The organism is Pseudomonas moorei (genome assembly GCF_042846945.1).
Taxonomy (GTDB): domain Bacteria; phylum Pseudomonadota; class Gammaproteobacteria; order Pseudomonadales; family Pseudomonadaceae; genus Aquipseudomonas; species Aquipseudomonas moorei.
In genome coordinates this window covers 4,257,708-4,279,637 of sequence record NZ_AP035776.1, presented here as the reverse complement: position 1 = coordinate 4,279,637, position 21,930 = coordinate 4,257,708, and the positions used below count along the sequence as shown (strand labels likewise).

Here is a 21,930-nt window from a genome sequence, read left to right as displayed (position 1 = left end):
GGCCGCCATGAACGCCTACATCAGCAACGATCTGAACATGGTTAAGGAGCTAGACCCGCAACGCCATGAACTGGCACTGAAGATGGAAGAGTTCCTGAACAAAGGAGGGACTATTGAAGTCCTCCAAGGGCCGAGCTTTATCCCGCCACCGGTAAGGTATGAGCCACCGCCTACGGTGAAAGTGGACAAACCAGTCGCGAAACCAGCCGCAACCGACACGCCCTACATGACCAAGATCGCCCGGCGCGACATTGAGCGCGAAGAACGGATTGCGCAGCGCGCCATGGAGAGGGCCGACCATATCGAGCGGATCCGCAAGCTGGCCAAGACCATGACCTACGCACAGGTCATTGAGCAGACCGGCATACCTAGGCGATCACTCCAGCGGCTCGCTGTAGAGGGGGGATTCCAGTTCCTGCCAGCAACAAACAGCGGCAATAGCAGAAAAGCGCGAATCACCGACGAGCAGGCCGTTAAATACGCCGAGCGCATCAACGCCTTTAAGGAAATCGGGCTTTCCCGCAACCAGGCTGCGATTCAACTCGGTGTCACGTTCAGAACCTTCAAGATGCTGCTGGCCAAGTTCAACATCGACTATCCGAAGCTTCATAAAGGGCCTTATCCGGCCTTCTTCGCGAAACCCGCGCAGCAATAGCCCCTTCCCACATTCACTTCACCCGCCACCGGGAGGCCCTATGCCATCCAAAGGAAAGCTCAAGACTGGCTATTTGGAGCTCGGATTTTTCTGCACCTACTGCCAGCGACCACGAACGAAGGGCAACCACGACAAATGCTCCAGAGCCCGCCAGCAAGAACACGCACGGAGGAATGAAGATGTCCAGCCATGAAACCCTGAATGGTGGTCGATGCTCTGAGGAAGACTGCGGAAAAAAGGCCAAAACAGGCGGTCTGTGCTCGATGCACTACGCCAGAAAGTCGCGTGGCGGACTGAGACAGCCAACTTTATCGCCTCAGTCAATCGGCCAGATCTTCACGATGAATGCAGCAGGTCACCCAGCATCCAGTATCGCCAAGGCCGTCGGCTGCTCGTACCCAACTGTCGTGCGCTACCTAAATAACGCCGGGATCGTACTCGGCAACAAGGGCCGGAAACGCGAGCTCACCGACGAGTACCTGAACATGGCGCTTGATATGCGCGCCAAGGGTACGAAGTGGGATGACATCGAGGCGCACATAGGCTTCTGCCGGCAGACGTTTCAAACATGGATCAGGGCAGCGAGGAATCAATCATGCTGACAAATTTCATCACCGGCTGGGCGCTATTATCAGTCCTCGCAGTCGCCCTCGCCTGTTGTTTCTTCCGTAACGCCCTATAACTCCCTCCCCCTTCAAAGTCAGCCGCTATAGCGGCAAGGACGAAGTCATGACTGCACAAAAGCCAATCATCATGTTCGACTCCCCGGAAGCTGCCAGCCTTCAAACGGTAACGGGCTGGGTTTCCGCCGATGGCCGATTTTTCGGGAATGATGAAAACCTCGCCCGGTATTGCGGCGCCACCCATCGCTGCTGTGACGCCCACCCGGAACACCAGATTTACGAAGTGAACAGCTACTGCAAAGAGTGCCACCATCAAAGACGGCAAGCGAAGTTCGCAGCCATGCCGGTCAAAGAGTGGGCCGGTGAGCCGCTGGTCATCTTCGACGGCGACCAGTACTTCTTCGATGAAGACAGCTTGCGCGACTACCTCATCGAGAGCGATATCGATCTCGCCGACCTGCAGCTCTGCATCTGCGAACCGAACTATCCCAGTCAAATCGATCCTGCAGACCACTTTTGCGATGACTTGCCGGAAGACGGTGAGATCCGCGACGACCAGTTAGTAGCGGCATTCGAGCTACTGAACGAGATGATCCGCAAATCTGAGCCGCTGTCGTGGTCGGAGGGCAAGTTTGCAGCTGCGCTGCCACAGGCGTTCATTGACGAGGTCATGAATGCACGGGAGGCGGCATGAAGCTGACTGAGAAACAGCAGGCCGTCCTCGCTGAGCTGAGAAAAATCGGGCGGGAGAACGCCTATCGCTATCGCGAAACCCAGCCATACCTGCACCAGAAGGACTGCGAGAAGCTCGCCCTGTGTGATCAGGCGTGCGTGTTCGGTCTGGGCGGGCTGACCTACCAGGTTGCAGGCCGACTCGGGGTTGCTGCCCCGTCCGTACTGAGCATATTCAAGGCTCTTCGGCGCAAAGGGCTGGTTATTCGCGAGGAAGCCTATCCGGATTACCAGCGCGCACGGTACTGGTGGCCGGTTGACTTGGCTGCTGAGCTCGCCGGAGAACAGTTGCCGGCAAGCGAGGTGACCCCATGATCGCCCTCGCCTGGTTCGCCTACGTGTACTGCTACAAGGGGCCGCGGTGATGACCTGCATTCGAATCGAACACGGCTTCATCTGCGTTTCACCATTCTTTCGCCTGCCTCTCTCTGACGGTACTCGAGTGTTCATGAGCTGGCACAACTACCTTGGCCCGATCTTCTTCCGCGATCGCAACGAGCGCCGGGAAATAGAAGACTGGTACGAAAACCCTCGCATCATCGAAGCACTTGACTGGTTCTGCAGTCGCGGCCACCGCGCCTAATCCCACTCCCGCCAAATAACTCCCCTGCTTGCCGCCCCGCGCGGCCGGAGCATCCCCATGTCTCGCATTGAAGAAAGAGAGGGCTGGAACCTGGCTGATCAGTTGATCGAGGCCGGGCGAAAGCTGGACGAACGATTCGGCGGTATTGAGCGGGTCATCGCCAACATTGAACGCACTGCCGCGAAGAGGCCTGAGGCTTATCGGGTCGGCATTCATAAACGCATTGAGGTGGAGCGCCATGCAGGTTGACCTACACGCAGAAAATCCAGACGGTCGGCCGGGCAAGCTGCTCGATGTCATCGATCGTCAGCCTGAACACCGCAAGGCCGGCCAGTTCGTCGAGTTCGACGGCGAGATGCACAAGGTCATGACTGGTATCCGCAACTTCATCATCGTCACCCAAGAGCGCTGGGCTCGGGTGTCGGCTTCGAACTGGAGGAAGGTATGAGAGATTTTTTCGAGTGCATCTTGATGCCTATTTTTGTTATCGCCGCGATCATGATGACCATTGCGGGTGGTGTCATCGGAATTGCTTACATGGGCAATCGCATTGATTGCACGGCCTTCTCAAGCGCCACCGGAACCGCGACAAAGTTTGTTGGCTTCAGCTGCTATGTGGAAGTTGATGGCCGTTTCGTCCCAATGGAGCAATACAAGGCAGCGTTCGACAGAAACCTGAATATCAAGGTGAAGCCATGAGCCGCTATATCGTTTGGATCGGCATCTTCGGCCTGCTTATCGGCTGCAAGTTGTTAGGGGTCGGCGATGGGTCTGTAGCCAAGGAAGCTATTTGGGCAGGCCTTGCACTTATCAACCACTGGGCATACGAGAAGGTACTTGCATGAACGACTTCAAGCACACCAGCCTCCTGATGACCGAGCATGAGCAGGTCATGGACGAAATAAGCCGTCGCGGCCTGAAGTGGCGGGACGAAGAGATAAAGCAACTCAAGGCCGAGAACGAGGCGCTGCGCGAGGGTCTTGAACACGCCCGGCGCCAGCCGCTGTATTCAACTCGCCGAAATGCGGCGCGGTATCTGCACCTAAAGTCGACTTGGGGCGACGGCCTGCTGCTGGAGCGCCTGGGCGGCAATGTTCTCCCCGCCGACTGGGATGCCGAGATCGACAAAGACATGAGCAAGGAGAGTTGAGATGAATGCAGCAACCGAAGAAATCGAATTCATCCGGCTGCCGGAGGTGAAGCGGATCTGCGGGCTTAGTACCGCAACTATCTACCGCATGGCTGTCAGCGGGAAATTCCCAAAACAGGTGAAAATCGGGGATTCTGCCGTAGCCTGGATCAGGGCGGAGATTGATCAATGGGCCGGACGGAGGTCGGCGGCCCGCACAGATCAGGCTTCAGCCTCCAGCGTGTCCAGATAGTCCGCCCAGTCCTGCATCATCCCCCTTCGCTGATCAACGTACTCCGCGTGGTTGTACACCTTCCTGATCTTGCTGGAGCCGGCATGCGAAAGCTGCGCCTCGATCCAGTCTTCGTTGTAACCCATCTCATTCAAGGCCGTCGAAATCGTGGCGCGGATTCCGTGCCCGGTCAGCCTGCCTTCATATCCCATGCGCCTCAGAGCCATGTTGACTGTGCCGTCGCTGATTGGAATGGTAGGCTCATGCCTACCTGCAATTAGCAGCTTGTAGCGGCCAGTCATCTGGTGAACCTTGCGCGCTTCCTCTACCGCCTGCCGCGACAGTGGCACCAGATACGGCGGAACAACCCCCTCCCCCTTTAATCTGATCATCTTCTTCAGCTGCTTCACGGTTCCAGCCGGAACCGTCCAGAGCGCCGCGTCGAAGTCGAATTGATCAATAGTTGCGCTGCGCAGCTCTATGGTGCGCACCCCAGTCAACAGTAACAGTCTGATGGCGCTACGGGTGTACTCTTTCAGGTCAGCATTACGCAGTGCTGCCAGGAACTCTTTCAGCTCTGGCCGGCGAAGCATTGGATTGTGCTTCTCGGGCGGCTCCTTGGCAGCCACAATATCCAGATCTGCCGCCGGGTTGATGTCCAGGTACTCGCAGGCCATGCCAAACCTGAAAATCTCGTTCAGCCACGTCCGGCACTTGCGGGCGACATTGAGTGCGCCGCGCCTCTCGATAATCCGCAGAGTTGCCAGAACGTCTTTGCGAGTGACATCCGCGATCGGGATCTTACCGAGCGATGGCAGCAGGTCCTTATCCAAGTAAAGCTGCGCCTGCTTGGCTGCGCCCTTCTTGGCCTCAGCCCAGCGCGGAAGTTTGAAGGCATACCACTCGCCGGCCACGACCTCAAATGTTTTGATGGACGAATCAGCAGCGGCCTGTTTCTCCTTGCGCCGCTCAGATCGGGGGTCGATACCCTTTGCGACAAGCGATCGGGCTTGATCGCGTTTCTCGCGAGCTTCTTTCAGAGAGATTTCAGGATAGGTGCCCAGCGACATTCGCGGCTGTTTGCCGTGCCATGAGAACCGGAAATGCCAAGACTTCGTGCCATTGGTGGCCACGAACAGGGAGAGGCCGCCACCGTCGGTTATGGAGAAGTCTTTGTCGGCCGGTTTGGCCTGGCGCACCGCGGTATCTGTGAGGGGCATTAGTACATCACCGAATCAGTCGAACTGGGAAAGGACTGAATGATGTACTAAAAAATATGAGATGTGGTGATAATTGATGAGAATCGCTGATAACAGTAAAGCCCGGCTCCATCGCGGGAGCCGGGCCTTTTGAGAAGCAGCGATAAAAGCTGAGAAGCGAAGATGGTGCCCGAAGCCGGAATCGAACCGGCACGCCCTTACGAGCGGGGGATTTTAAGTCCCATGCGTCTACCAGTTTCGCCATTCGGGCGGTAGCGCGGTGAAGCGGTCTGAAGTCTGGCCAATACGATCTGGCAGCCCTGACCTTGTGCAGCAGAGGGGGAATATATACATCCCGACCTGGTGAAGCAAGTTCGCATATGCCCTTTTGCAGACTAAATCTTACCAGCCGGCGCGAATAAAAAAGCTCCGTAAATCATGGATCTACGGAACTTGTTTAACAGTGGACACCAAAGTCGGAACCGTAGCGCCCCAGGCAAGTGGCTCATCCACTGACAAAGCCAAGCAGATCAATAGGTTAGCACGGCACCCGAAACGCAAGCCACTGATTTTCAAGGGATGAACCTGTTCGAAACCGCCGGTCCGGCTGATTCCCGGAGGCCTTGGCCGAAGGATGTGATGACGGATCCAGGCCACCAAAAGCGTTCGCCCTCTTCCTGATCTAAATCAAACACGCCTAGGGCGTTTACGCCGACATTAGAACCAGCACTCGCCCCTCGAATTCGGCGTCTGCGCAAACGCTCGTCTCGTGAAGGCTTTCCATCAATGCGCGTCCGCAAGGCCCGAGACAGCCACATCGTTGACTACCCGTTTGATCTGGGCGGACTGGCATTCGCAGCCTGCCCTTCACCATAGGAGTCATGAAAAATGAGCAATTCCGTGAAAAAAATGCCCGAGCATCCCGACGAAAAGGCCAGTCAACACCCCGTGACGACAGACCTTTGGCGGCCCCTGGAAAAGCTTCGGCAGCAGGTCGATCACCTGTTCGACGACTTCAATCGCGGTTCGAGCCTGTCACCCTTCGGTCGCGGGCTGTTTGATGTCGAGCCCTTCTGGAAGCGTGAGCTGACAGGGCATGGCATGCCGGCCGTGGACATCAGCGAAAAAGACGCAAGCTTCGAAATCACTGCCGAATTGCCCGGCATGGATCAAAAGAACATTGAGATCAAAGTGTCGAACGGCAACCTGATCATCAAAGGCGAAAAGAAAGAGGACAAGGAAGAGAAAAGGAAGGGCTACTACCTTAGCGAGCGTCACTATGGCTCCTTCGAGCGGGTGTTCAACCTGCCCAAAGGGGTCGACGCCGACAAGATCGAAGCGAGTTTCAGCAAAGGAGTGCTGAGCATCTCGTTGCCGAAAAAGCCCGAGGCCATGAAAGCCGATAAAGTCGTGCCAGTCAAAGGCGAGTAAATCCGAGGCGGCTGCACCCTTGCCGGGAAACCGGCAAGGTTTTTTTTTGCCTCGCGGATCGGTGTGAAGACCGATGGTTTTAACCTTTGGCCCCGCCCCGCCTCACCCCCTGAAAATATCGAACGGCTCAATTCTCAGGACTTTGCGGATCCCCAGGTAACTGGAAAAACCGGCAATCAACAGCACCAGCCCAAACGCCAGGCCAAGATTCCAGAACGTGATGATGGCGGCATAGTTGGGCAGGTAGCTCCGTGCGATAGCGATCATCAGGGTCACCAGGCCGATGCCCAGCCCGTAACCGGTCATGGCCGTAAACGTTGCCATGAACAGGATCATGTAGACCAACTCCCGACTCTTGGCCCCAATGGCCTTGAGGGCAGCGAACTTGTCCAGGTTTTCCAGAATGAAGGTGTAAAACGTCTGGCCGGAAATCGACAGGCCGACCAGAAAACTGATGATCGTCATCATCAGGATATTGGTGCCCACCCCGGTTTGATAGATGTAGTAATTGGCGATGCGCTGGTTGAATTCCTGCCTGGTCAGGGCGACATAACCCAACTGCGCTACTTGTTGCTTGATCGCGGCCTGAGCCTGCTTGCTCCTGGATTTGAGCAAGATGTAGGACACCTTGAAGCGGGTGGTCGGAATGTACTCGGTGGCGCGCCGGTAGGTGGTGTACAGCGTCGGTACGCCGGTCAAGCCGCCGACCAGGACCTTGGCAATGCCAACAATGGTGCCGCGGTGGTCGTTGAGTTCAAAGGAGGTGCCGATCGTCGGGTTGCCCAGTTTCGAAAACTCCGCATCGTGGACCATGATGAAGGCGTTCTCGGCGTAGATATCCTCGATAACACCCTGCTCCAGCGCCGGACGGCCAAACAGGCTGGTGTCGTCCAGGCCGATCACGCTGACCCCCTGGTAATTGCCATTGGCCAGGCGCACCTGCGCACTGCCGATGAAAATCGGCACGGCGTATTCCACCTGCTTCATGCTGCGTACGGCATCGAGCAGGTAGTCAGGCAAAGGGATGACACTGGTCGGGGTGTTCACCGCCGGATCAATGATCCACATCGGTGCGCCGATGTTGGTCACCGTCGAGTAGGCCCTGTTGAGGATGCCGGCAAACATCGCCGTCATCTGCATCATCAGGAACACCGAAAACGTGATACCCACCAGCAACGCGGAGAATTTGGCCCGGTCATTGACCAGGAGTTTGTAGCCGATGCGCAGGATGCCGTTGTACTTCATGGCGCCGGCCCGCCAGCACCGGCATCGGGCCGGTTCCACCACCCGCCTCCCAACGCCACGAACAGCGCGACGGTGTCCTGATGCCGCTGGGCCAGTGCCTGCAAGTAAGCGATGTTGACCTGATGCAACTGCACATCGGCCACCAACAGCTCCAGATAGGTCACCAGGCCCGAGCGATAGTTGGCTTGCAACAGCCTCAGGGCCTCTTGGGCAGTGGCTTGCGCCTCGGCCTGTTTTTGCAGGACCTGCGCATCATACTCCAGCGCCTTGAGGACATCGGCCACCTGGGCGAAAGACTCCAGCACCACCTGCCGGTAGTTCGCCGACGCTTGCTGATAGGCATCGATCGCGGCCTGGCGGCCGTACCACAGGCGACCGCCCTCGAACAGCGGGATGTCGACCGATGGCCCGACACTCCAGAATCGTCCGGCACTGCTGAACAATGAACCGGTGGAAGAGCCGGCGGTTCCGTAGGTGCCCGTAAGGCTGAAACTGGGAAACATCGCCGCCGTTGCCACCCCGATATCGGCGCTGGCCTGGTGCAACAGCGCTTCAGCGGAAAGGATATCCGGCCGCTGGCGGACCAGCACCGAGGGCAGGCTGACGGGCAGATTTTCGGGCAGCGACAGGCCCGTCAAGCGGATGTCGGGGAGCCTGGCGTCCGCCGGCATCACCCCTTCGAGCGTGGCCAGCAGATGCTCGGCCTGGCTGACTTTCTGCTGCAGCGCCGGCAACAACGCCTCGTTGCTGGCAATCAGGCTTTGGAGACTCAAGGTCGCCGAATACGGCGAGGTTCCGCTGCGCACCTGCACCTCGGTGGATTGCAGCTGCTGGCGTTGCAGCTCAATCAGCTGTTGCGTGGCCTCGATCTGCGCGGCGTAGGCGGCACGGGCGATCGCGGTGTTGACGACGTTGGCCGTCAAGGTCAGGTAAGCCGCCTGGGTCAGCCAGGTTTGATTCTCCACCTGGGCTTGCAGGCCCTCGATCGCTCGCCGTTCACCTCCGAAGACATCGAAGGTGTAGCTGATCGTGCCGCTGAGGGTCAGGACATTGAAGATTGAGCCGGTATTGGTCAGTCCTTGCTGAGCAAGGGTGCTGCGCTGGCGACTCGCACCGAAGCGGGCATCCAGCTGCGGGTAGAACACCCCATAACCGGCCATGAGCGTGTCCTGGCTTTGGCGCAAGCGCGCTTGTGCCGCCTGCAAGGTCATGTTGTCAGAGATCGCCTGCCGCACCAGCGCATCCAGCGGCGCCGATTGAAAGAACCGCCACCAGTCCGGTGTCACCTCGCCTCCGGGCACGAAGCGCTGGACCTGCCCCTCAGCCGCCACCGCAGCCGGCGTGGGCTCGCGCAGGTAAGCCTCCTGCCTGGGAGCTGCCGGGCGCGAAAAATCGGGCCCGACCATGCAGGCGCTGCTCAGCACCAGCAGACTCAGGACGAGACAACCGCTCCCTACACGACCCAACCGGCCTGGCCTGTCCATCATTTCTGACCTATGAAGACATCCACCAACTGCCCGGGGTAAACCCTCGGCAGATCTTTTTTCTCGAAACGGAAAACCACCGCCAGCACCCTCAGGTCGACCTTCTCCTGGCGCTGATTGGACAACTCGATCTTCGGCGACACATAGGGCTGAACCCGGACGAACTCCAGCGGCACCTTGATATCCGTGCCATGGATCAGCATCTGCGCCTGAATGTGCTCGGGGGCAGGCAAACGGGCAATCAGGATCTCGTCGACATAACAGCGCACCGCCAGATGATTCTGGTCGCCACTCATGACGATGAGCGGGCTGAATCCCTGGGTGTATGCGTCGTACGCACCTTGGGGCGACACATAGCTGCCGACGGTGCTGTTGATCGCCAGCACCACGCCGTCGGTCGGCGCGCGGATGACGTATTGCGCCAACGCCACCGCCGAGGCCTTGAGTGCGGCTTGGGCCTGGCTGGCCAGGTCCCTGGCCGTGTCCAGGGTGTCCTTGCTGATGGACTTCGGATCGATGCCATAGGAAACCAGCCGTTTGTTGTACTGATCCCGAGCGGTGGTCAACGTGGCTTGTGCCAGCTCGAAATTGGCCTTGGGCAAGGCATCGTCCAGGGTCACCAACGGCATACCGCGGGTCACCTCTTGCCCCTCGTGCACCAGCACTTGGGTCACGGGCCCGGCCACCTGCGGGTAAATCACGATGTTGCTGCCACTGGACTGTTCACTTTCGATAATGCCGTTGGCATAGATGGCGGTTTCATAGCTACTGCTCGCGGGGGCGAACGCTGGCGGCAGTGTCTGCGGCGTACGTCCGAACAGGTAGGCCGCGATCAATCCGCCCAGGACACCCAAGATCGCCAGTGTGAACAGCAGGGGCTTGTTCACGGCGAAGTTCCCTTGGGCTCGGTGATCCGGCCGTCTTCCATGTAAATGATCCGATCGGCGTACTCGTTGATCCGCGCATCGTGGGTAACGATCAAGATGCAGCGCTGCTCATTGAGGACCCGCTCCTTGACGAAGGCAATGATCATTTTCCCGGTATCACCGTCGAGGGATGCCGTTGGCTCATCCAGAATCAGGATCTGCGGCCTGCTCACGATCGCACGGGCAATGGCCACCCGTTGTTGCTCACCGCCGGAAAGCTTGACCGGCAGGATGTCCCCCCGATCCTTGAGCCCCACCACTTCCAGGCTTTGCCTGGCCTGTGCGATGGCATCGTTCCAGTCGTGGTGCTGGAGAATCAAGGGAATGGCGACATTCTCCGCAGCAGTCAACCGTGCGAAGAGGTGGTAGTCCTGGAACACGAACCCGATGTTGTTCAGGCGCAGCTCTGCCAGTTGATCGCTGCTCAGGCTCCAGATGTCCTGACCATTGATCGTGACCGTCCCGGCGTCGGGCCGCAATATGCCGGAAATCATGCTCAGCAGTGTGGTCTTGCCGCTACCCGAAGGCCCGACAATGAACACCATTTCGCCAAACTGCGCGACCAGCGCCACCTCATCGACCGCCTTCATCCGCGCATCCCCTTCGCCAAACCACTTGCACAGCCCGCTGGAAACGATTGCCGGATGATGTTCCGTGGCGACAGCGGTGGTGCTCATGCGCTTTCCTGCCCTGTGCTGAATGTCAAGACGGGTCGACGTGGGTCAGTTCGACGCTGTCGCGGTACTCCGGCACCGACACCGACCAGCCCAGTTCCAGACTGATCCGTCGACGCAGCACATCCGAGGCGTTGGGCTCTCCGTGCACGACATAGGTGTGTTTCGGTGGCCGCTTGAATCCGCGCAGCCATTGCATGATTTCGTCGGCGTCCGCATGGGCGGACAAGGTTTGCATCGGGACCACCTCGGCGCGTATCGGTACTTCCTTGCCGTGGATCCGCACCGAAGGCGCGCCCGCGACAATCTGCGCGCCACGGGTACCACCGGCCTGGAAACCCGGGACCAGCAGGGTGTTGACCGGGTTGGGGGCCAGGGTCTTGAGGTGGTGAATCACCCGTCCACCCGTGGCCATGCCACTGGCGGCGATAATCACGGCCGGGGTGTTGCGCTGATCCAGTTCAATGGAGTCCTTGGTGGTGCGTACGAACTGCGCCACATGGCACATGCCCTCGCATTCCTCCAGGGACAACCGGTGCTCGTTGCGAAACCGTTGGTACAGCAGCGTGACGTCGGTCGCCATGGGGCTGTTCAGGTAGATCGGCAAGTCCGGGATCGCCCGTTTCTGCATCAACCGATACAGGTGATACATCAACAACTGCGCACGCCCGACGGCAAACGATGGCACCAGGGTGATGCCATGGCGCAACGCGGTACGGGTGATGACGTCCGCCAGCTGCGCTTCAGGGTCCTCGGCCGGGTGCTGGCGATCGCCGTAGGTCGACTCCACCAGCAAATAGTCGGTCTGTTCGATGAGCTCCGGGGCGTACATCAAGGGATCGTTCGGCCGCCCCAGGTCACCGGAGCACACCAGCGTGGTGCCGTCGGCGACAACCTCCACCGTGGCGGCCCCGAGGATATGCCCGGCGCAGCGCATCAGAATGCTCATGCCGGGAACAATGTCCACCCGGTGATGCAGCTCTATGGGTCGCAGCAGTTTCAAGGCCCGCTGCGCATCGTCTTCGGTGTAGAGCGGCAACGCGGGCGTGTGTTTGGAGAACCCGTGCCGGTTGGCAAACTCGGCTTCCTCTTCCTGCAAGCGGCCACTGTCGAGCAGCAGGATCTTCACCAGTTCGCAGGTCGCGGGCGTGGCGTAGACCGGCCCGCGATAGCCATTGCGCACCAGCACCGGCAGGTAGCCGCTGTGATCCAGATGAGCATGGGTCAGGACGATGGCGTCGAGGTCCTGGACGGGCAAGCGGAACGGTTCCCAGTTGTGCAAGCGCAGTTGCTTGTAGCCCTGGAACAACCCGCAGTCGATCAGTACATGCTGGTCACGATGCTCGAGTAAGTACTTGCTGCCAGTGACCGTGCCCGCCGCGCCCAGAAATGTCATTCGCATGGCCGTTTCCTTGAAGGTTCATCGGAGCGCTATTGATTGCTCTTTGCGGCCCATGTGCTGTTGATTTTTATCAACGATGGGTGCGACGACTGCCCTGTCAGTCGAGCCACGGCAACGGTTTGACGATCACCAGACTGCACGGCGCCTTGTTCAACACGCTTTCGGCGGTGCTGCCGATGAACCGGTCGATCCCATGGGCGTAGGTCGTGCCCAGCACTACGATGTCGAAGGCGTGCTGTCGGGCGAACCGTGTAATCACCCGATGCGGGATACCCGTCTCCAGATGCCGGCGCTTCTGTTCAATCCCGTAGCGATCGGCCAGTTCATCAAACGCCTCTTGCTGCGCATCGTTGATCGCGTCTCGCAAACTGTCATCCAGCGCGGGGGTCGGCAGACTCGCTGGCGAGTCGCCCATCACCGACCAGCTGGTGACGTTGAGCAGGTGCAAGGCGGCGCCACAGGAGGCCGACAGGGTCGCTGCCAAATCGAGAATCCGGTCATTGAGGCCCTGGGTCAGTTGCTCCAGATGCGAAAGGTCAACGGCAGCGAGAATCTTCAACGGTTTCGGGTGTTGCGCCCCGGTCACCAGGTGCAGGTGCGCCGGACAATCGCGCAGCAACAGCCAGTCCAGGGGACGGTGGAACGCGCGGTCGAGGGCCGGGACATGGTGGGTGTCCTTGATCACCAGGTCCGGATGGAAGTCATTCACATACTCAAGCACATGCGCCAGGCTGGTCCTGGCCCAGACCACCTCGGTGGTTACCGGCCGCCCGACGCAGCGTTGAAACCTGGCTTGCTGCTCCAGCCACTGGCGATGCACCTGCAAGTAGCCTTCCCGAGCCTGGGCCATGGCGTCGTGGTCAAACAACCCGGCCACCGCCAGTGACTGCACATAATCGAACGCAACGATGTGCAACAACGCCCCGGTGGCACTGGCCAGGGCATGGGCCCGGTCAAACGCCGGGGTGCGAAGCATTTCGTTGGGGGCAATCAACAGGATACGTTTGATTTTCACCATCACAGACCTCGCCCTGCCTACCGGCGTACAGCCCACCCGACGTCCAGTCGTGCGGGCTATCACTCATTACTTGCGCGTAGCCTTTTCCAGCATCCGGCTGGCGCGGGTATTGGCTTCATCGGCCGTGCGTTGCGCCTGGGCGGCCGCTTGCGCCGCCTGTTCGGCCTTGTTGTAGGCTTCATCGGCCCTTAACCGGGCCGAAGCGGCATTATTTTCGGCGGCCTCCAGGCGGGAATCGACTTCCTGAGCGTGCTTGTTGCTGCACCCTGCCGTCGTGGCCAGAAATACACTCAGCAATGCAACGGACCAATACTTGTTCATGGTGTTTACCTCGTTTGGATGCAGCCGAAAAAATTCGGAGCACTTGACCGAGTATCGGGTGCCAGCGCCTGCGCACTCTGATTTTTGTCAACAGATCGCTGGCTGGCGGTTTGTACGGGCGCTCACTGGAGGCTTATTGATTTAACTCAAGGTCTTCGCGTCGATCAGGCGTACAAAAAAACAAACCGGGTTCATGTGACCCTCTGCCATTCCGTACATCCGCCACAGGACACGATCATGAGCGACTTGAGCCTACGTAAAACCATTCTGGAAGAACTGGAATTCCAGCCGCACATCGACGCCGCCAACATTGGCGTGAGCGTGGAGAACGGCATTGTCACCCTCTCCGGCCACGTCAATACCTATGCCCAGAAGGTCAACGCCGAACGCGCGGTCAAGGCCATAAAAGGCGTACGCGCCGTGGCCGAGGAAATCCAGGTCAGGCTGGAAAAAGGCGCTGGCACGGCGGATGACACCATCGCCAACCGCGCCTTGAACATCATCACTTGGAGCTCCGACATTCCCGAGGGCGACATCAAGCTCACCGTGCAGAAGGGCTGGATTACCCTCGAAGGCCAGGTGGACTGGCAATACCAGAAAGAAACCGCAGAGCGTGCGGTGCGCAAATTGTCCGGCGTGGTGGGCGTGGACAACCGCCTCACCCTTCGTCCGCGGGTGGATGTCGTCGATATCCAGCACAGCATTGAAGAAGCCCTCAAACGCAATGCCGAAGTCGACGCCAAGGCGATACGCGTCAAGGTCGAAGGCGGCGTGGTGAAACTCGAAGGCCGGGTGCATTTCTGGCGTGAACGTCAGATCGCGGAACGGGCCGCCTGGGCGGTGCCGGGTGTCAGCCAGGTGGACGATCAGTTGCTGATTGCCTGAGCCCGCCCTGGGTGATTCAAGCGCCGCCTCTCCGGCTCCCTGCGCCCATTACCGAGCCAAGGTCATGAAAAAAACTCACCAGTGGAACCTGTCTTACTTCTTGGTCGCGTTCGTCATGCTCAGCATGGTGCAAATGCTGTTTATCGAACGGCGGGTGGTGCAGAGCATTCCGTACAGCCAGTTTCTGCAATTGCTCAGCGAGCAAAAGGTCAGCGATTTGCAGATCGAGAAGGACCAGATCAGCGGCAAACTCCAGGAGCCGATTGACGGGCACACCCAGTTCTCGACCGTACGGGTCGACCCGACACTGGCCACTGACCTCGCCCACTCCGGTGTCGGGTTTACCGGGGTCAACGAAAACACCTTCCTCGCCAGCCTGCTGGGCTGGATTCTGCCCTTTGTCCTGATCATGGTGCTCTGGCACTTCCTGTTTCGCGGGCTGGCGGAAAAGCAAGGCATGGGCGGGCTGATGAGCATCGGCAAGTCCCGGGCCAAGGTGTTCGTGCAGCGCGACACCGGGATCACCTTTGCCGATGTGGCAGGCATCGATGAAGCCAAGGCCGAACTGGTGGAGATTGTTTCGTTCCTCAAGGACAAGGAGAAATACGGCCGCCTGGGTGCCCATATTCCCAAGGGCACATTGCTGGTCGGCCCACCGGGCACCGGCAAAACCCTGGTTGCCAAGGCCATCGCCGGTGAAGCCGGCGTACCGTTTTTCTCGATTTCCGGTTCTGAGTTTGTCGAGATGTTCGTCGGGGTCGGTGCCGCCCGTGTGCACGACTTGTTCGAACAAGCGCGGCAGGCGGCGCCCTGCATCATTTTCATCGATGAACTGGACGCCCTGGGCAAAATGCGCGGCGTCGGCGCGTTCGGCGGCAATGACGAAAAAGAGCAGACCCTCAATCAGTTGCTGGCCGAACTGGACGGCTTCGACCCGCGCGAAGGCGTGGTGCTGCTGGCCGCGACCAACCGGCCGGAGGTGCTGGACCCTGCCCTGCTCAGGGCCGGTCGCATCGACCGGCAGATTCTGGTCGATCGTCCTGACCGCAAGGGCCGCCAGGCGATCCTCAAGGTGCACCTGCAAAAGATCACCGTGGAACCGGGCCTCAATGAAGAGCGCATTGCCGACATCACCACGGGCTTCACCGGCGCCGACCTGGCCAACCTGGTCAACGAAGCGGCCATCGTGGCCACCCGCCGCGGCGCCGACGCGGTCAGCCTGAACGATTTCACCGCCGCCGTGGAGCGCATTGTCGCCGGGGTTGAACGCAAGAGCAGCGTGCTGCGCCCCGAAGAGCGCCAGGTGGTGGCCTATCACGAGATGGGGCATGCCCTTGCCGCCAGCAGCCTGCCGGCCATGGACCCGGTGCACAAGGTGTCGATCGTGCCGCGCGCCATCGGTTCGCTCGGCTATACCCTGCAGCGGCCGACCGAAGATCACTTCCTCATCAGTTGCCAGATGCTCAAGGACCGGATCGTGGTGCTGATGGCCGGGCGTGCAGCCGAATACCTCGCCTATGGCCAGATTTCCACCGGCGCGGCCGATGACCTGACCCGCGCGACGGATATCGCCCGGCAATTCATCACCCGCTTTGGCATGAGCCCCGAACTCGGTCAATCGGTATTGGAGCGGCAAAGCGCAACGTACCTGGGTGAGCGCATGCAGGGCGTCGGCGAGAAGGACTACTCGGAACAAACGGCCAGGGAAGTCGACATCGGAATTCGTGCCTTGCTCGACGAGGCCTACGGACGGGCCAAGGTTTTGCTAGAAAGCCGACGCGCCGACCTGGATGCCGGTGCGCGGTTGCTGCTGGAACGGGAAACCCTGACGCCTGAAGAGTTTCCCGCGCTTCTGCCGCTAAAACCCGTTGCAGTGGCTGGCCGGGTGACAGAGACCTCACCCTGAGGGTCTGTCACCCCTCGCCGCCTCTAGATCGCCATGACGCAGCAAGGGACCTGGTACAGGATGTGTTCGGTCGTACTGCCCAACAGCTTGTCCACTCCACCGGACTGGACTTTGCCCATCACGATCACATCGACGTTCTGCTCATTGGCAAACTCGCTCAGCACAGTGACGGGGTGTCCGATCACAAAGTGTCGATGATCGGCGGACACACCGTATTGGCTCGCCAGCTTGAGGAAGTTCTTTTCCAGGTCCTTGCGCAATGCCTTGGTCAGGTCCGCGAGGGTCAGACCGTCCATGTCCGCCAGGTAACCCGCCGAAATGTTGCAGGCGTAGAGCAAATGCAAATCGGCACCGCATTGCATGGCCAGGGCGGTGGCTTGCTGAATGATCCGCTCATTGAGTTCGTTGTCGGGCGACTCCTTGTCGGACACCTCCACCGCGGCAACAATCTTGCGCGGCAATACGAAACTGCTCGCACCCACCAGGTACACCGGTATCGGGCAGTGACGCAGCAAGTACCAGTCCAGGGGCGTGAAAAAGGCCCGCTTGAGCAAGGATTCATGCTGAACCTCCTTGATCAGCAGGTCGGGCTGCATTTCCGCGACATGCGCCAGGATGTCTTCGCGCAGGTCATCGGCCCATGCCACCTCGATCGTCACCTCGAGCCCCCGGGTACGCAAGTTATCGGTCTGCGCCTTGAGCCAATCGCGGTGATCCTGCAGGTAGGCCTCCCGCGCCGTTTCCCGGTCGCCCTGTTCAAGAAAGGACAAAAGGTCCAGCGGCCCGATCAACCCTGCGATGTGCAAACTGGCGCCGCTGGCCTTGGCCAGCGCGGCCGCATGATTGACCGCCGGGGAATGGCGCAAGGCCGGGTTGATGATCAATAACAGCTTTTGGTACTGGCTCATGATCTGCCTCTACTCGGGTGAGTGTTCGATTGCGCCGGCGGCCACGGGCGTCCATTGCCAGTTCAGGACTTCAGGCATGTCCTGCCCGTGTTCAATGAGATAGAGCTTGTGCTTCTCCATGGTCGACCAGTAGCGCGACCGCGCACCCTGCACCTGATCGTGCAGCCGGGGCACACGCTCGATGACGTCCAGGGCCAACTGATAACGATCCAGGTTGTTGAGTACCGCCATGTCGAACGGCGTGGTGGTCGCGCCCTCCTCCTTGTACCCGCGCACGTGGAAATTCTCATGATTGGTGCGCTTGTAGATCAGTCGATGGATCAGCGCCGGGTAGCCGTGGAAAGCAAAAATCACCGGTTTGTCGAGGGTAAAGAACTCATCGAAACGACTGTCCGGCAGACCGTGGGGGTGCTGGAACGACGATTGCAAAACCATCAAGTCCACGACATTGACCACCCGCACCCGCAGGTCCGGCACGTACTCGCGCAACAGGGTCACGGCGGCCAGGGTTTCCAGGGTCGGCACGTCACCGGCGCAGGCCATTACCACGTCCGGGTCGCCATCATCACGGCACGCCCAGGCCCAGCGACCGATACCTGCCTGGCAATGGCGGATGGCGGCATCGATATCCAGCCACTGCCATTCCGGTTGCTTGCCGGCGACGATGACGTTGATGTAGTTGCGACTTCGCAGGCAGTGGTCGGTCACGGACAGCAGGCAATTGGCATCCGGTGGCAGGTAGATGCGCACCACGTCCGATTTTTTATTGGCCACCAGATCGATGAACCCCGGGTCCTGGTGGGAGAAACCGTTATGGTCCTGACGCCAGACATGGGAGGTCAGCAGGTAGTTGAGCGAAGCGACCGGTTTGCGCCAAGGCACCTCGGCGGCGATCTTCAGCCATTTGGCATGTTGGTTGACCATCGAATCGACGATGTGGATGAAGGCCTCGTAACAGGACAGCAGGCCATGGCGCCCGGTCAGCAAATAGCCCTCCAGCCAGCCCTCGCACACCTGTTCACTGAGGATTTCCATCACCCGGCCATCGGCTGCCAGATTGAGGTCGTCCGGCTCCAGCGGCTCCATCCAGGCCTTGGCGCTGACCTCATAGACGGCATCCAGCCGGTTCGAGGCGGTTTCATCCGGGCCGAACAGGCGAAAGTTGCTGGCGCTCAAGTTGTTTTTCATCACGTCGCGCAAATACGTACCCATGACCCGTGTGGCCTCCGCACGCAGGCCGCCCGGCACTTCGAGCGGCACGGCATAGTCGGCAAAGCACGGCAGATCCAACGCTCGCAACAGTGCGCCACCGTTGGCATGGGGGTTAGCGCTCATGCGTCGATGACCGGTCGGTGCCAGCGCCGCCAGTTCGGGCAACAACGCACCATTGGCATCGAACAGTTCGTCGGGGCGATAGCTGTTGAGCCACTCTTGCAGCTGGCACAAATGGGCCGGTTGCCGGAAATCGGCCAGCGGCACCTGGTGCGCGCGCCAGGTGCCCTCGACACGATGGCCATCGACGAATTTCGGGCCGGTCCAGCCTTTGGGGGTCCGTAACACCAGCATTGGCCACAACGGCCGTTCCGGCGGTGCGGATCGCCAGGAGCGGCGCGCGTCGAGCTGAATGCCCTGGATCTTCAGCACCATGGTGTCCAGCGTCCGGGCCAGGGCCTGATGCACTTGCATCGGGTCGTCGCCCTCAACGAAATAAGGATCGTAGCCATAGCCATACAGCAGCGCCGACAGCTCGTCCTCACTGATTCTGGACAGCACGGTGGGGTTGGCGATTTTGTAGCCGTTAAGGTGCAGGATCGGCAACACCGCGCCGTCACGCACCGGATTGAGGAACTTGTTGGAATGCCAACTGGCGGCCAGCGTACCTGTTTCCGCCTCGCCGTCACCGATCACGCAAGCGACGATCAGTTCAGGATTGTCGAACGCCGCACCGTAGGCATGGGCCAGGCTATAGCCCAGTTCGCCGCCTTCGTGGATCGATCCGGGAATCTGTGCCGATACATGGCTGGAAATGCCATAAGGCCACGAAAACTGCCGAAACAGGCGAACCAGGCCGTTGCTGTTGCACTCCACCGACGGACAGAACTCGGTGTACGTGCCTTCAAGGTAGGTCTGGGCGACCACCGCCGGGCCGCCATGACCGGGGCCGGCGATGAAAATCATGTTCAGATCGTACTGCTTGATCAAGCGATTGAGGTGGGTATAGATCAGGTTCAATCCGGGTGTCGTGCCCCAATGACCGAGCAGGCGCGGTTTGATGTGCTCCAGGGACAACGGCAGCTTCAACAGCGGGTTGTCCTTGAGGTAAATCTGCCCAACGGCCAGATAGTTGGAGGCCCGCCAATAGGCATCCAGTCCCTCCAGTTGCTCAGCATTCAGAAAATCGCTCATGCCCGTCTCCGCCACAGCCCCGGCCCATTGATAGGCCTTTGTCGATTCTGCGAGCCTGGATCGCTTGGGACTTGATTTACATCAGATACCCAGGCCACTGCTCCGGGAGAAATGCGCAAGGACGTTTCCCGTTGGTCGATAACATCGGCCGACGTACGAATGAGGCGCGCGCCCGAAGTCCTGGGGCCTATGCTTAGTAGATCCACTGAGGCGTCATCTCTCATGCCGGAAGCCCGCCCCCTGCACAATCACTACCTCAAGGCTGCATGCTCCAGCTGCAGCGTGCATGAGCTGTGCCTGCCGATTGGCATGACCGGCGAGGAAATTGAACGCCTGGACACCTTGATCGTGCAACGTTTCAAGGTCAAAAAAGGCGTCGCGCTGTACCGCGCCGGCGACCCGTTGCGCTCGCTGTATGCCGTGCGAATCGGCTCGTTCAAGACCAGCGTGCTGTCGGTCGATGGCCGCGAGCAGGTCACCGGCTTCCAGATTCCCGGTGAAATGCTCGGTCTGGATGCCATCAGCACCGACCTGCATGCGTGCAATGCGATTGCCCTGGAGGACAGTGAGGTCTGCCCCATCCACTTTGCGCATCTGGAAGAGCTCGCCCATGAGCTGCCCTCACTGCAACACAACCTGAACAAAATCCTCAGCCGGGAAATCGTGCGCGATCACGACATGCTGATGATGCTGGGCAACATGAACTCGGACGAGCGGCTGGCCGCTTTCCTGCTCAACCTGTCGCAACGTTTGAACACCCGTGGTTATTCGTCCGCCGACTTTGTCCTGAAAATGCGCCGCGAGGAAATCGGCTCCTACCTGGGGCTGCGTCTGGAAACCGTTTGTCGCGGCATCGCCCATCTGCGCGATCAGGGCCTGGTGGCAATCACCGGCCGCAACGTCAAGATCCAGGATATGGAAGGACTCAAGCAACTGGTCGTGGGCTGCCATCGACCGGCTCCTTGCTGATTCCCGCTCGCCCATAGCATCACCACACGACTCATCGCACCCCATTGCTCAGGATTGCAACATCCGGCCAGGCTTGATCGCCAGCACGCTGCAAGGCGCCCGATGTAACAACTGCTCGGCCGTGGTCCCCAGTAGCTTGTCCAGTCCCTTGTTCTGAACCGTGCCCATGACGATGACATCCGAGTCGTGCTCGGCGGCGAACTCACAAATGCTCGGCACTGGCATGCCCTCCATGAAATGGCGACATTCGGGTGGTACGCCATGGCGTTCGGCGATCGCCGCAAACGCATCCTGCTGAGCGGCGCCCAACGCTTCATAAATGCCGGTGGCCAGCGGCAGTGCGCCAAAGCCCATGTCCTGGGTGTACAAAGACGTCCAGTCAAACACATGCAGCAGTTCCAGCCGGGCATTACAGACTTCGGCCAGTTTCACGGCGGCGTCGATGATCTGATCGTTGAATTCATGGTCCTGCTCTTCACTGCGCAGCACATCGATGATCGCCAACACATTGCGAGGGCGCGGATTCAGCGAATGGGTCACCAGATGCACCGGTACCGGGCAGTCGCGCAACAGTTGCCAATCCAGCGGCGTGAAGAACACCCGTTTCAAGGCCGGTTCTTCCTGCGCATCCTTGACGATCATCACCAGCGACATCTCATTGACGAATTGCACAATCTCTTCGTAGGGGTGCTGGACCCACACCACTTCGCTGGTGACCTCGATGCCGAGTTTGCTCATCGACACGGTTTGCTCCGTCAACCATTGCCGATGGGTTTGCAGATAGCCTTCAACGGCCTGGCTGATCTGCTCAGGGGCAAAAAAGCCGGCCACCGCCAGGGCCTGGACATAATCAAACGCCACAATGTGCAAGGGCAATTGCATGGCATGGGCCAAGGCGGCAGCCCGGTCGAATGCCGGTGTACGGGTCATGGCGGCGGGAGCAATCAACAGTAAGCGCTGGAGTTGCGACATGGAACACCTCGGCACGCGGGCAATGATATGGAACAGGCCTCCAGAATGAGCGCGCCACGTTCAACCGACTTGATATTTGTCAGTTAGCCGCGATCAACCGGGCACGAGGCGACTGGACAGGCTGCGTGTCACCGCAGGTCGGGCGCCATTGGCATTGCCATCTCTGTTTGACAAAGATCAAGCCCCGCTCTAGAGCCTGCTGCAGGATAAAGACGGGTTCCACTGCGCTG

The 21,930-nt window shown here is 59.6% G+C and carries 26 protein-coding genes and 1 tRNA gene; 15 read left to right on the top strand and 12 right to left on the bottom strand.

Annotated elements, in window-relative coordinates:
- Positions 1 to 7: 7 nt before the first annotated feature.
- The 11 genes from ACGJAX_RS20165 (at position 8) to ACGJAX_RS20115 (ending at position 3,975) form a co-directional block, all read left to right on the top strand.
- Positions 8 to 655, top strand: a complete 648-nt coding sequence (locus ACGJAX_RS20165) for a hypothetical protein (RefSeq protein ID WP_390955864.1) — start codon at positions 8 to 10, stop codon at positions 653 to 655.
- A 179-nt stretch (positions 656 to 834) separates the two neighbouring features.
- Entirely contained in the window at positions 835 to 1,257 is a 423-nt protein-coding gene (locus ACGJAX_RS20160) for a helix-turn-helix domain-containing protein (protein WP_390955863.1), read from the top strand.
- A 127-nt stretch (positions 1,258 to 1,384) separates the two neighbouring features.
- Complete coding sequence (locus ACGJAX_RS20155; RefSeq protein ID WP_390955297.1) at positions 1,385 to 1,972, top strand: hypothetical protein; 588 nt, start codon at positions 1,385 to 1,387, stop codon at positions 1,970 to 1,972.
- Positions 1,969 to 2,325, top strand: coding sequence for a hypothetical protein (locus ACGJAX_RS20150; RefSeq protein ID WP_390955296.1), 357 nt, complete (start codon positions 1,969 to 1,971; stop codon positions 2,323 to 2,325). Before ACGJAX_RS20155 ends, ACGJAX_RS20150 begins: the two co-directional genes overlap by 4 nt.
- Before the next feature lie 49 nt (positions 2,326 to 2,374).
- Entirely contained in the window at positions 2,375 to 2,593 is a 219-nt protein-coding gene (locus ACGJAX_RS20145; RefSeq protein WP_390955862.1) for a hypothetical protein, read from the top strand.
- A gap of 57 nt (positions 2,594 to 2,650) precedes the next feature.
- A complete protein-coding gene (locus ACGJAX_RS20140) occupies positions 2,651 to 2,842 on the top strand; it encodes a hypothetical protein (protein ID WP_390955861.1) in 192 nt (63 codons plus the stop codon).
- A complete protein-coding gene (locus tag ACGJAX_RS20135; RefSeq protein WP_390955860.1) occupies positions 2,832 to 3,041 on the top strand; it encodes a hypothetical protein in 210 nt (69 codons plus the stop codon). Before ACGJAX_RS20140 ends, ACGJAX_RS20135 begins: the two co-directional genes overlap by 11 nt.
- Complete coding sequence (locus tag ACGJAX_RS20130; RefSeq protein WP_390955859.1) at positions 3,038 to 3,292, top strand: hypothetical protein; 255 nt, start codon at positions 3,038 to 3,040, stop codon at positions 3,290 to 3,292. The genes ACGJAX_RS20135 and ACGJAX_RS20130 overlap by 4 nt, the downstream gene beginning before the upstream one ends.
- Entirely contained in the window at positions 3,289 to 3,438 is a 150-nt protein-coding gene (locus tag ACGJAX_RS20125; RefSeq protein WP_390955858.1) for a hypothetical protein, read from the top strand. The genes ACGJAX_RS20130 and ACGJAX_RS20125 overlap by 4 nt, the downstream gene beginning before the upstream one ends.
- A complete protein-coding gene (locus ACGJAX_RS20120; RefSeq protein WP_390955857.1) occupies positions 3,435 to 3,743 on the top strand; it encodes a hypothetical protein in 309 nt (102 codons plus the stop codon). Before ACGJAX_RS20125 ends, ACGJAX_RS20120 begins: the two co-directional genes overlap by 4 nt.
- 1 nt (position 3,744) lies before the next feature.
- Positions 3,745 to 3,975 (top strand): AlpA family phage regulatory protein, encoded by a 231-nt coding sequence (locus tag ACGJAX_RS20115; RefSeq protein WP_390955856.1) that lies wholly within the window; start codon positions 3,745 to 3,747, stop codon positions 3,973 to 3,975.
- Here the strand turns inward: ACGJAX_RS20115 and ACGJAX_RS20110 are convergent.
- Together ACGJAX_RS20110 and ACGJAX_RS20105 are read right to left on the bottom strand one after the other, a co-directional pair.
- Entirely contained in the window at positions 3,945 to 5,174 is a 1,230-nt protein-coding gene (locus ACGJAX_RS20110) for an integrase arm-type DNA-binding domain-containing protein (RefSeq protein WP_390955855.1), read from the bottom strand. The two genes, ACGJAX_RS20115 and ACGJAX_RS20110, sit on opposite strands and share 31 nt — an antisense overlap.
- Before the next feature lie 163 nt (positions 5,175 to 5,337).
- Positions 5,338 to 5,424 (bottom strand) — tRNA-Leu (locus ACGJAX_RS20105).
- A 617-nt stretch (positions 5,425 to 6,041) separates the two neighbouring features.
- Between ACGJAX_RS20105 and ACGJAX_RS20100 the strand changes: the two genes are divergently transcribed.
- On the top strand, positions 6,042 to 6,584 hold the full coding sequence (locus ACGJAX_RS20100) for an Hsp20/alpha crystallin family protein (protein WP_247257474.1): 543 nt from the start codon (positions 6,042 to 6,044) through the stop codon (positions 6,582 to 6,584).
- Positions 6,585 to 6,686: 102 nt separating this feature from the next.
- Here the strand turns inward: ACGJAX_RS20100 and ACGJAX_RS20095 are convergent, their stop codons facing one another.
- The 7 genes from ACGJAX_RS20095 to ACGJAX_RS20065 all read right to left on the bottom strand — a co-directional run bounded on the left by ACGJAX_RS20095 (position 6,687) and on the right by ACGJAX_RS20065 (position 13,654).
- Positions 6,687 to 7,829: an ABC transporter permease gene (locus ACGJAX_RS20095; RefSeq protein ID WP_090322506.1), complete on the bottom strand. Its 1,143-nt coding sequence runs from the start codon at positions 7,827 to 7,829 to the stop codon at positions 6,687 to 6,689.
- Positions 7,826 to 9,253 (bottom strand): efflux transporter outer membrane subunit, encoded by a 1,428-nt coding sequence (locus ACGJAX_RS20090; RefSeq protein WP_390955854.1) that lies wholly within the window; start codon positions 9,251 to 9,253, stop codon positions 7,826 to 7,828. Before ACGJAX_RS20090 ends, ACGJAX_RS20095 begins: the two co-directional genes overlap by 4 nt.
- Positions 9,254 to 9,312: 59 nt before the next feature.
- Positions 9,313 to 10,200, bottom strand: coding sequence for an efflux RND transporter periplasmic adaptor subunit (locus tag ACGJAX_RS20085; protein WP_247257471.1), 888 nt, complete (start codon positions 10,198 to 10,200; stop codon positions 9,313 to 9,315).
- Positions 10,197 to 10,916 (bottom strand): ATP-binding cassette domain-containing protein, encoded by a 720-nt coding sequence (locus ACGJAX_RS20080; RefSeq protein WP_390955853.1) that lies wholly within the window; start codon positions 10,914 to 10,916, stop codon positions 10,197 to 10,199. The genes ACGJAX_RS20085 and ACGJAX_RS20080 overlap by 4 nt, the downstream gene beginning before the upstream one ends.
- 25 nt (positions 10,917 to 10,941) lie before the next feature.
- Positions 10,942 to 12,315 (bottom strand): MBL fold metallo-hydrolase RNA specificity domain-containing protein, encoded by a 1,374-nt coding sequence (locus ACGJAX_RS20075; protein ID WP_390955852.1) that lies wholly within the window; start codon positions 12,313 to 12,315, stop codon positions 10,942 to 10,944.
- Between the two features lie 97 nt (positions 12,316 to 12,412).
- Complete coding sequence (locus ACGJAX_RS20070; protein ID WP_390955851.1) at positions 12,413 to 13,333, bottom strand: universal stress protein; 921 nt, start codon at positions 13,331 to 13,333, stop codon at positions 12,413 to 12,415.
- A 66-nt stretch (positions 13,334 to 13,399) separates the two neighbouring features.
- Positions 13,400 to 13,654 (bottom strand): Lpp/OprI family alanine-zipper lipoprotein, encoded by a 255-nt coding sequence (locus ACGJAX_RS20065; RefSeq protein WP_390955850.1) that lies wholly within the window; start codon positions 13,652 to 13,654, stop codon positions 13,400 to 13,402.
- A gap of 237 nt (positions 13,655 to 13,891) precedes the next feature.
- Here ACGJAX_RS20065 and ACGJAX_RS20060 point away from each other — a divergent pair, with 237 nt between their 5' ends.
- Both ACGJAX_RS20060 and ftsH read left to right on the top strand, forming a co-directional pair.
- A complete protein-coding gene (locus ACGJAX_RS20060; RefSeq protein WP_090322524.1) occupies positions 13,892 to 14,539 on the top strand; it encodes a BON domain-containing protein in 648 nt (215 codons plus the stop codon).
- Between the two features lie 64 nt (positions 14,540 to 14,603).
- Positions 14,604 to 16,445 carry an ATP-dependent zinc metalloprotease FtsH gene (gene ftsH / locus ACGJAX_RS20055; protein ID WP_390955849.1) on the top strand — a complete coding sequence of 614 codons (1,842 nt, stop codon included), beginning with the start codon at positions 14,604 to 14,606 and terminating at the stop codon, positions 16,443 to 16,445.
- A gap of 23 nt (positions 16,446 to 16,468) precedes the next feature.
- On the opposite strand, the gene ACGJAX_RS20050 is transcribed toward ftsH, so the two are convergent.
- Both ACGJAX_RS20050 and ACGJAX_RS20045 read right to left on the bottom strand, forming a co-directional pair.
- Positions 16,469 to 17,353, bottom strand: coding sequence for a universal stress protein (locus ACGJAX_RS20050; RefSeq protein WP_390955848.1), 885 nt, complete (start codon positions 17,351 to 17,353; stop codon positions 16,469 to 16,471).
- A 9-nt stretch (positions 17,354 to 17,362) separates the two neighbouring features.
- Positions 17,363 to 19,759 (bottom strand): phosphoketolase, encoded by a 2,397-nt coding sequence (locus ACGJAX_RS20045; RefSeq protein WP_390955847.1) that lies wholly within the window; start codon positions 19,757 to 19,759, stop codon positions 17,363 to 17,365.
- A 222-nt stretch (positions 19,760 to 19,981) separates the two neighbouring features.
- Here ACGJAX_RS20045 and fnr point away from each other — a divergent pair, with 222 nt between their 5' ends.
- Positions 19,982 to 20,728: a fumarate/nitrate reduction transcriptional regulator Fnr gene (fnr, locus tag ACGJAX_RS20040; RefSeq protein WP_390955846.1), complete on the top strand. Its 747-nt coding sequence runs from the start codon at positions 19,982 to 19,984 to the stop codon at positions 20,726 to 20,728.
- 48 nt (positions 20,729 to 20,776) lie between these two features.
- On the opposite strand, the gene ACGJAX_RS20035 is transcribed toward fnr, so the two are convergent.
- Positions 20,777 to 21,700, bottom strand: a complete 924-nt coding sequence (locus ACGJAX_RS20035; RefSeq protein ID WP_390955845.1) for a universal stress protein — start codon at positions 21,698 to 21,700, stop codon at positions 20,777 to 20,779.
- Between the last annotated feature and the right edge of the window lie 230 nt (positions 21,701 to 21,930).

Coding starts and splice junctions, on each gene's coding strand:
- ACGJAX_RS20100 (WP_247257474.1), top strand. CDS start 6,042: ATGAGCAATTCCGTGAAAAAAATGCCCGAGCATCCCGACGAAAAGGCC.
- ACGJAX_RS20155 (WP_390955297.1), top strand. CDS start 1,385: ATGACTGCACAAAAGCCAATCATCATGTTCGACTCCCCGGAAGCTGCC.
- ftsH (WP_390955849.1), top strand. CDS start 14,604: ATGAAAAAAACTCACCAGTGGAACCTGTCTTACTTCTTGGTCGCGTTC.
- ACGJAX_RS20060 (WP_090322524.1), top strand. CDS start 13,892: ATGAGCGACTTGAGCCTACGTAAAACCATTCTGGAAGAACTGGAATTC.
- ACGJAX_RS20120 (WP_390955857.1), top strand. CDS start 3,435: ATGAACGACTTCAAGCACACCAGCCTCCTGATGACCGAGCATGAGCAG.
- ACGJAX_RS20050 (WP_390955848.1), bottom strand. CDS start 17,353: ATGAGCCAGTACCAAAAGCTGTTATTGATCATCAACCCGGCCTTGCGC.
- fnr (WP_390955846.1), top strand. CDS start 19,982: ATGCCGGAAGCCCGCCCCCTGCACAATCACTACCTCAAGGCTGCATGC.
- ACGJAX_RS20125 (WP_390955858.1), top strand. CDS start 3,289: ATGAGCCGCTATATCGTTTGGATCGGCATCTTCGGCCTGCTTATCGGC.
- ACGJAX_RS20110 (WP_390955855.1), bottom strand. CDS start 5,174: ATGCCCCTCACAGATACCGCGGTGCGCCAGGCCAAACCGGCCGACAAA.
- ACGJAX_RS20075 (WP_390955852.1), bottom strand. CDS start 12,315: ATGCGAATGACATTTCTGGGCGCGGCGGGCACGGTCACTGGCAGCAAG.
- ACGJAX_RS20140 (WP_390955861.1), top strand. CDS start 2,651: ATGTCTCGCATTGAAGAAAGAGAGGGCTGGAACCTGGCTGATCAGTTG.
- ACGJAX_RS20035 (WP_390955845.1), bottom strand. CDS start 21,700: ATGTCGCAACTCCAGCGCTTACTGTTGATTGCTCCCGCCGCCATGACC.
- ACGJAX_RS20145 (WP_390955862.1), top strand. CDS start 2,375: ATGACCTGCATTCGAATCGAACACGGCTTCATCTGCGTTTCACCATTC.
- ACGJAX_RS20080 (WP_390955853.1), bottom strand. CDS start 10,916: ATGAGCACCACCGCTGTCGCCACGGAACATCATCCGGCAATCGTTTCC.
- ACGJAX_RS20135 (WP_390955860.1), top strand. CDS start 2,832: ATGCAGGTTGACCTACACGCAGAAAATCCAGACGGTCGGCCGGGCAAG.
- ACGJAX_RS20045 (WP_390955847.1), bottom strand. CDS start 19,759: ATGAGCGATTTTCTGAATGCTGAGCAACTGGAGGGACTGGATGCCTAT.
- ACGJAX_RS20130 (WP_390955859.1), top strand. CDS start 3,038: ATGAGAGATTTTTTCGAGTGCATCTTGATGCCTATTTTTGTTATCGCC.
- ACGJAX_RS20150 (WP_390955296.1), top strand. CDS start 1,969: ATGAAGCTGACTGAGAAACAGCAGGCCGTCCTCGCTGAGCTGAGAAAA.
- ACGJAX_RS20160 (WP_390955863.1), top strand. CDS start 835: ATGTCCAGCCATGAAACCCTGAATGGTGGTCGATGCTCTGAGGAAGAC.
- ACGJAX_RS20095 (WP_090322506.1), bottom strand. CDS start 7,829: ATGAAGTACAACGGCATCCTGCGCATCGGCTACAAACTCCTGGTCAAT.
- ACGJAX_RS20065 (WP_390955850.1), bottom strand. CDS start 13,654: ATGAACAAGTATTGGTCCGTTGCATTGCTGAGTGTATTTCTGGCCACG.
- ACGJAX_RS20115 (WP_390955856.1), top strand. CDS start 3,745: ATGAATGCAGCAACCGAAGAAATCGAATTCATCCGGCTGCCGGAGGTG.
- ACGJAX_RS20165 (WP_390955864.1), top strand. CDS start 8: ATGAACGCCTACATCAGCAACGATCTGAACATGGTTAAGGAGCTAGAC.
- ACGJAX_RS20070 (WP_390955851.1), bottom strand. CDS start 13,333: ATGGTGAAAATCAAACGTATCCTGTTGATTGCCCCCAACGAAATGCTT.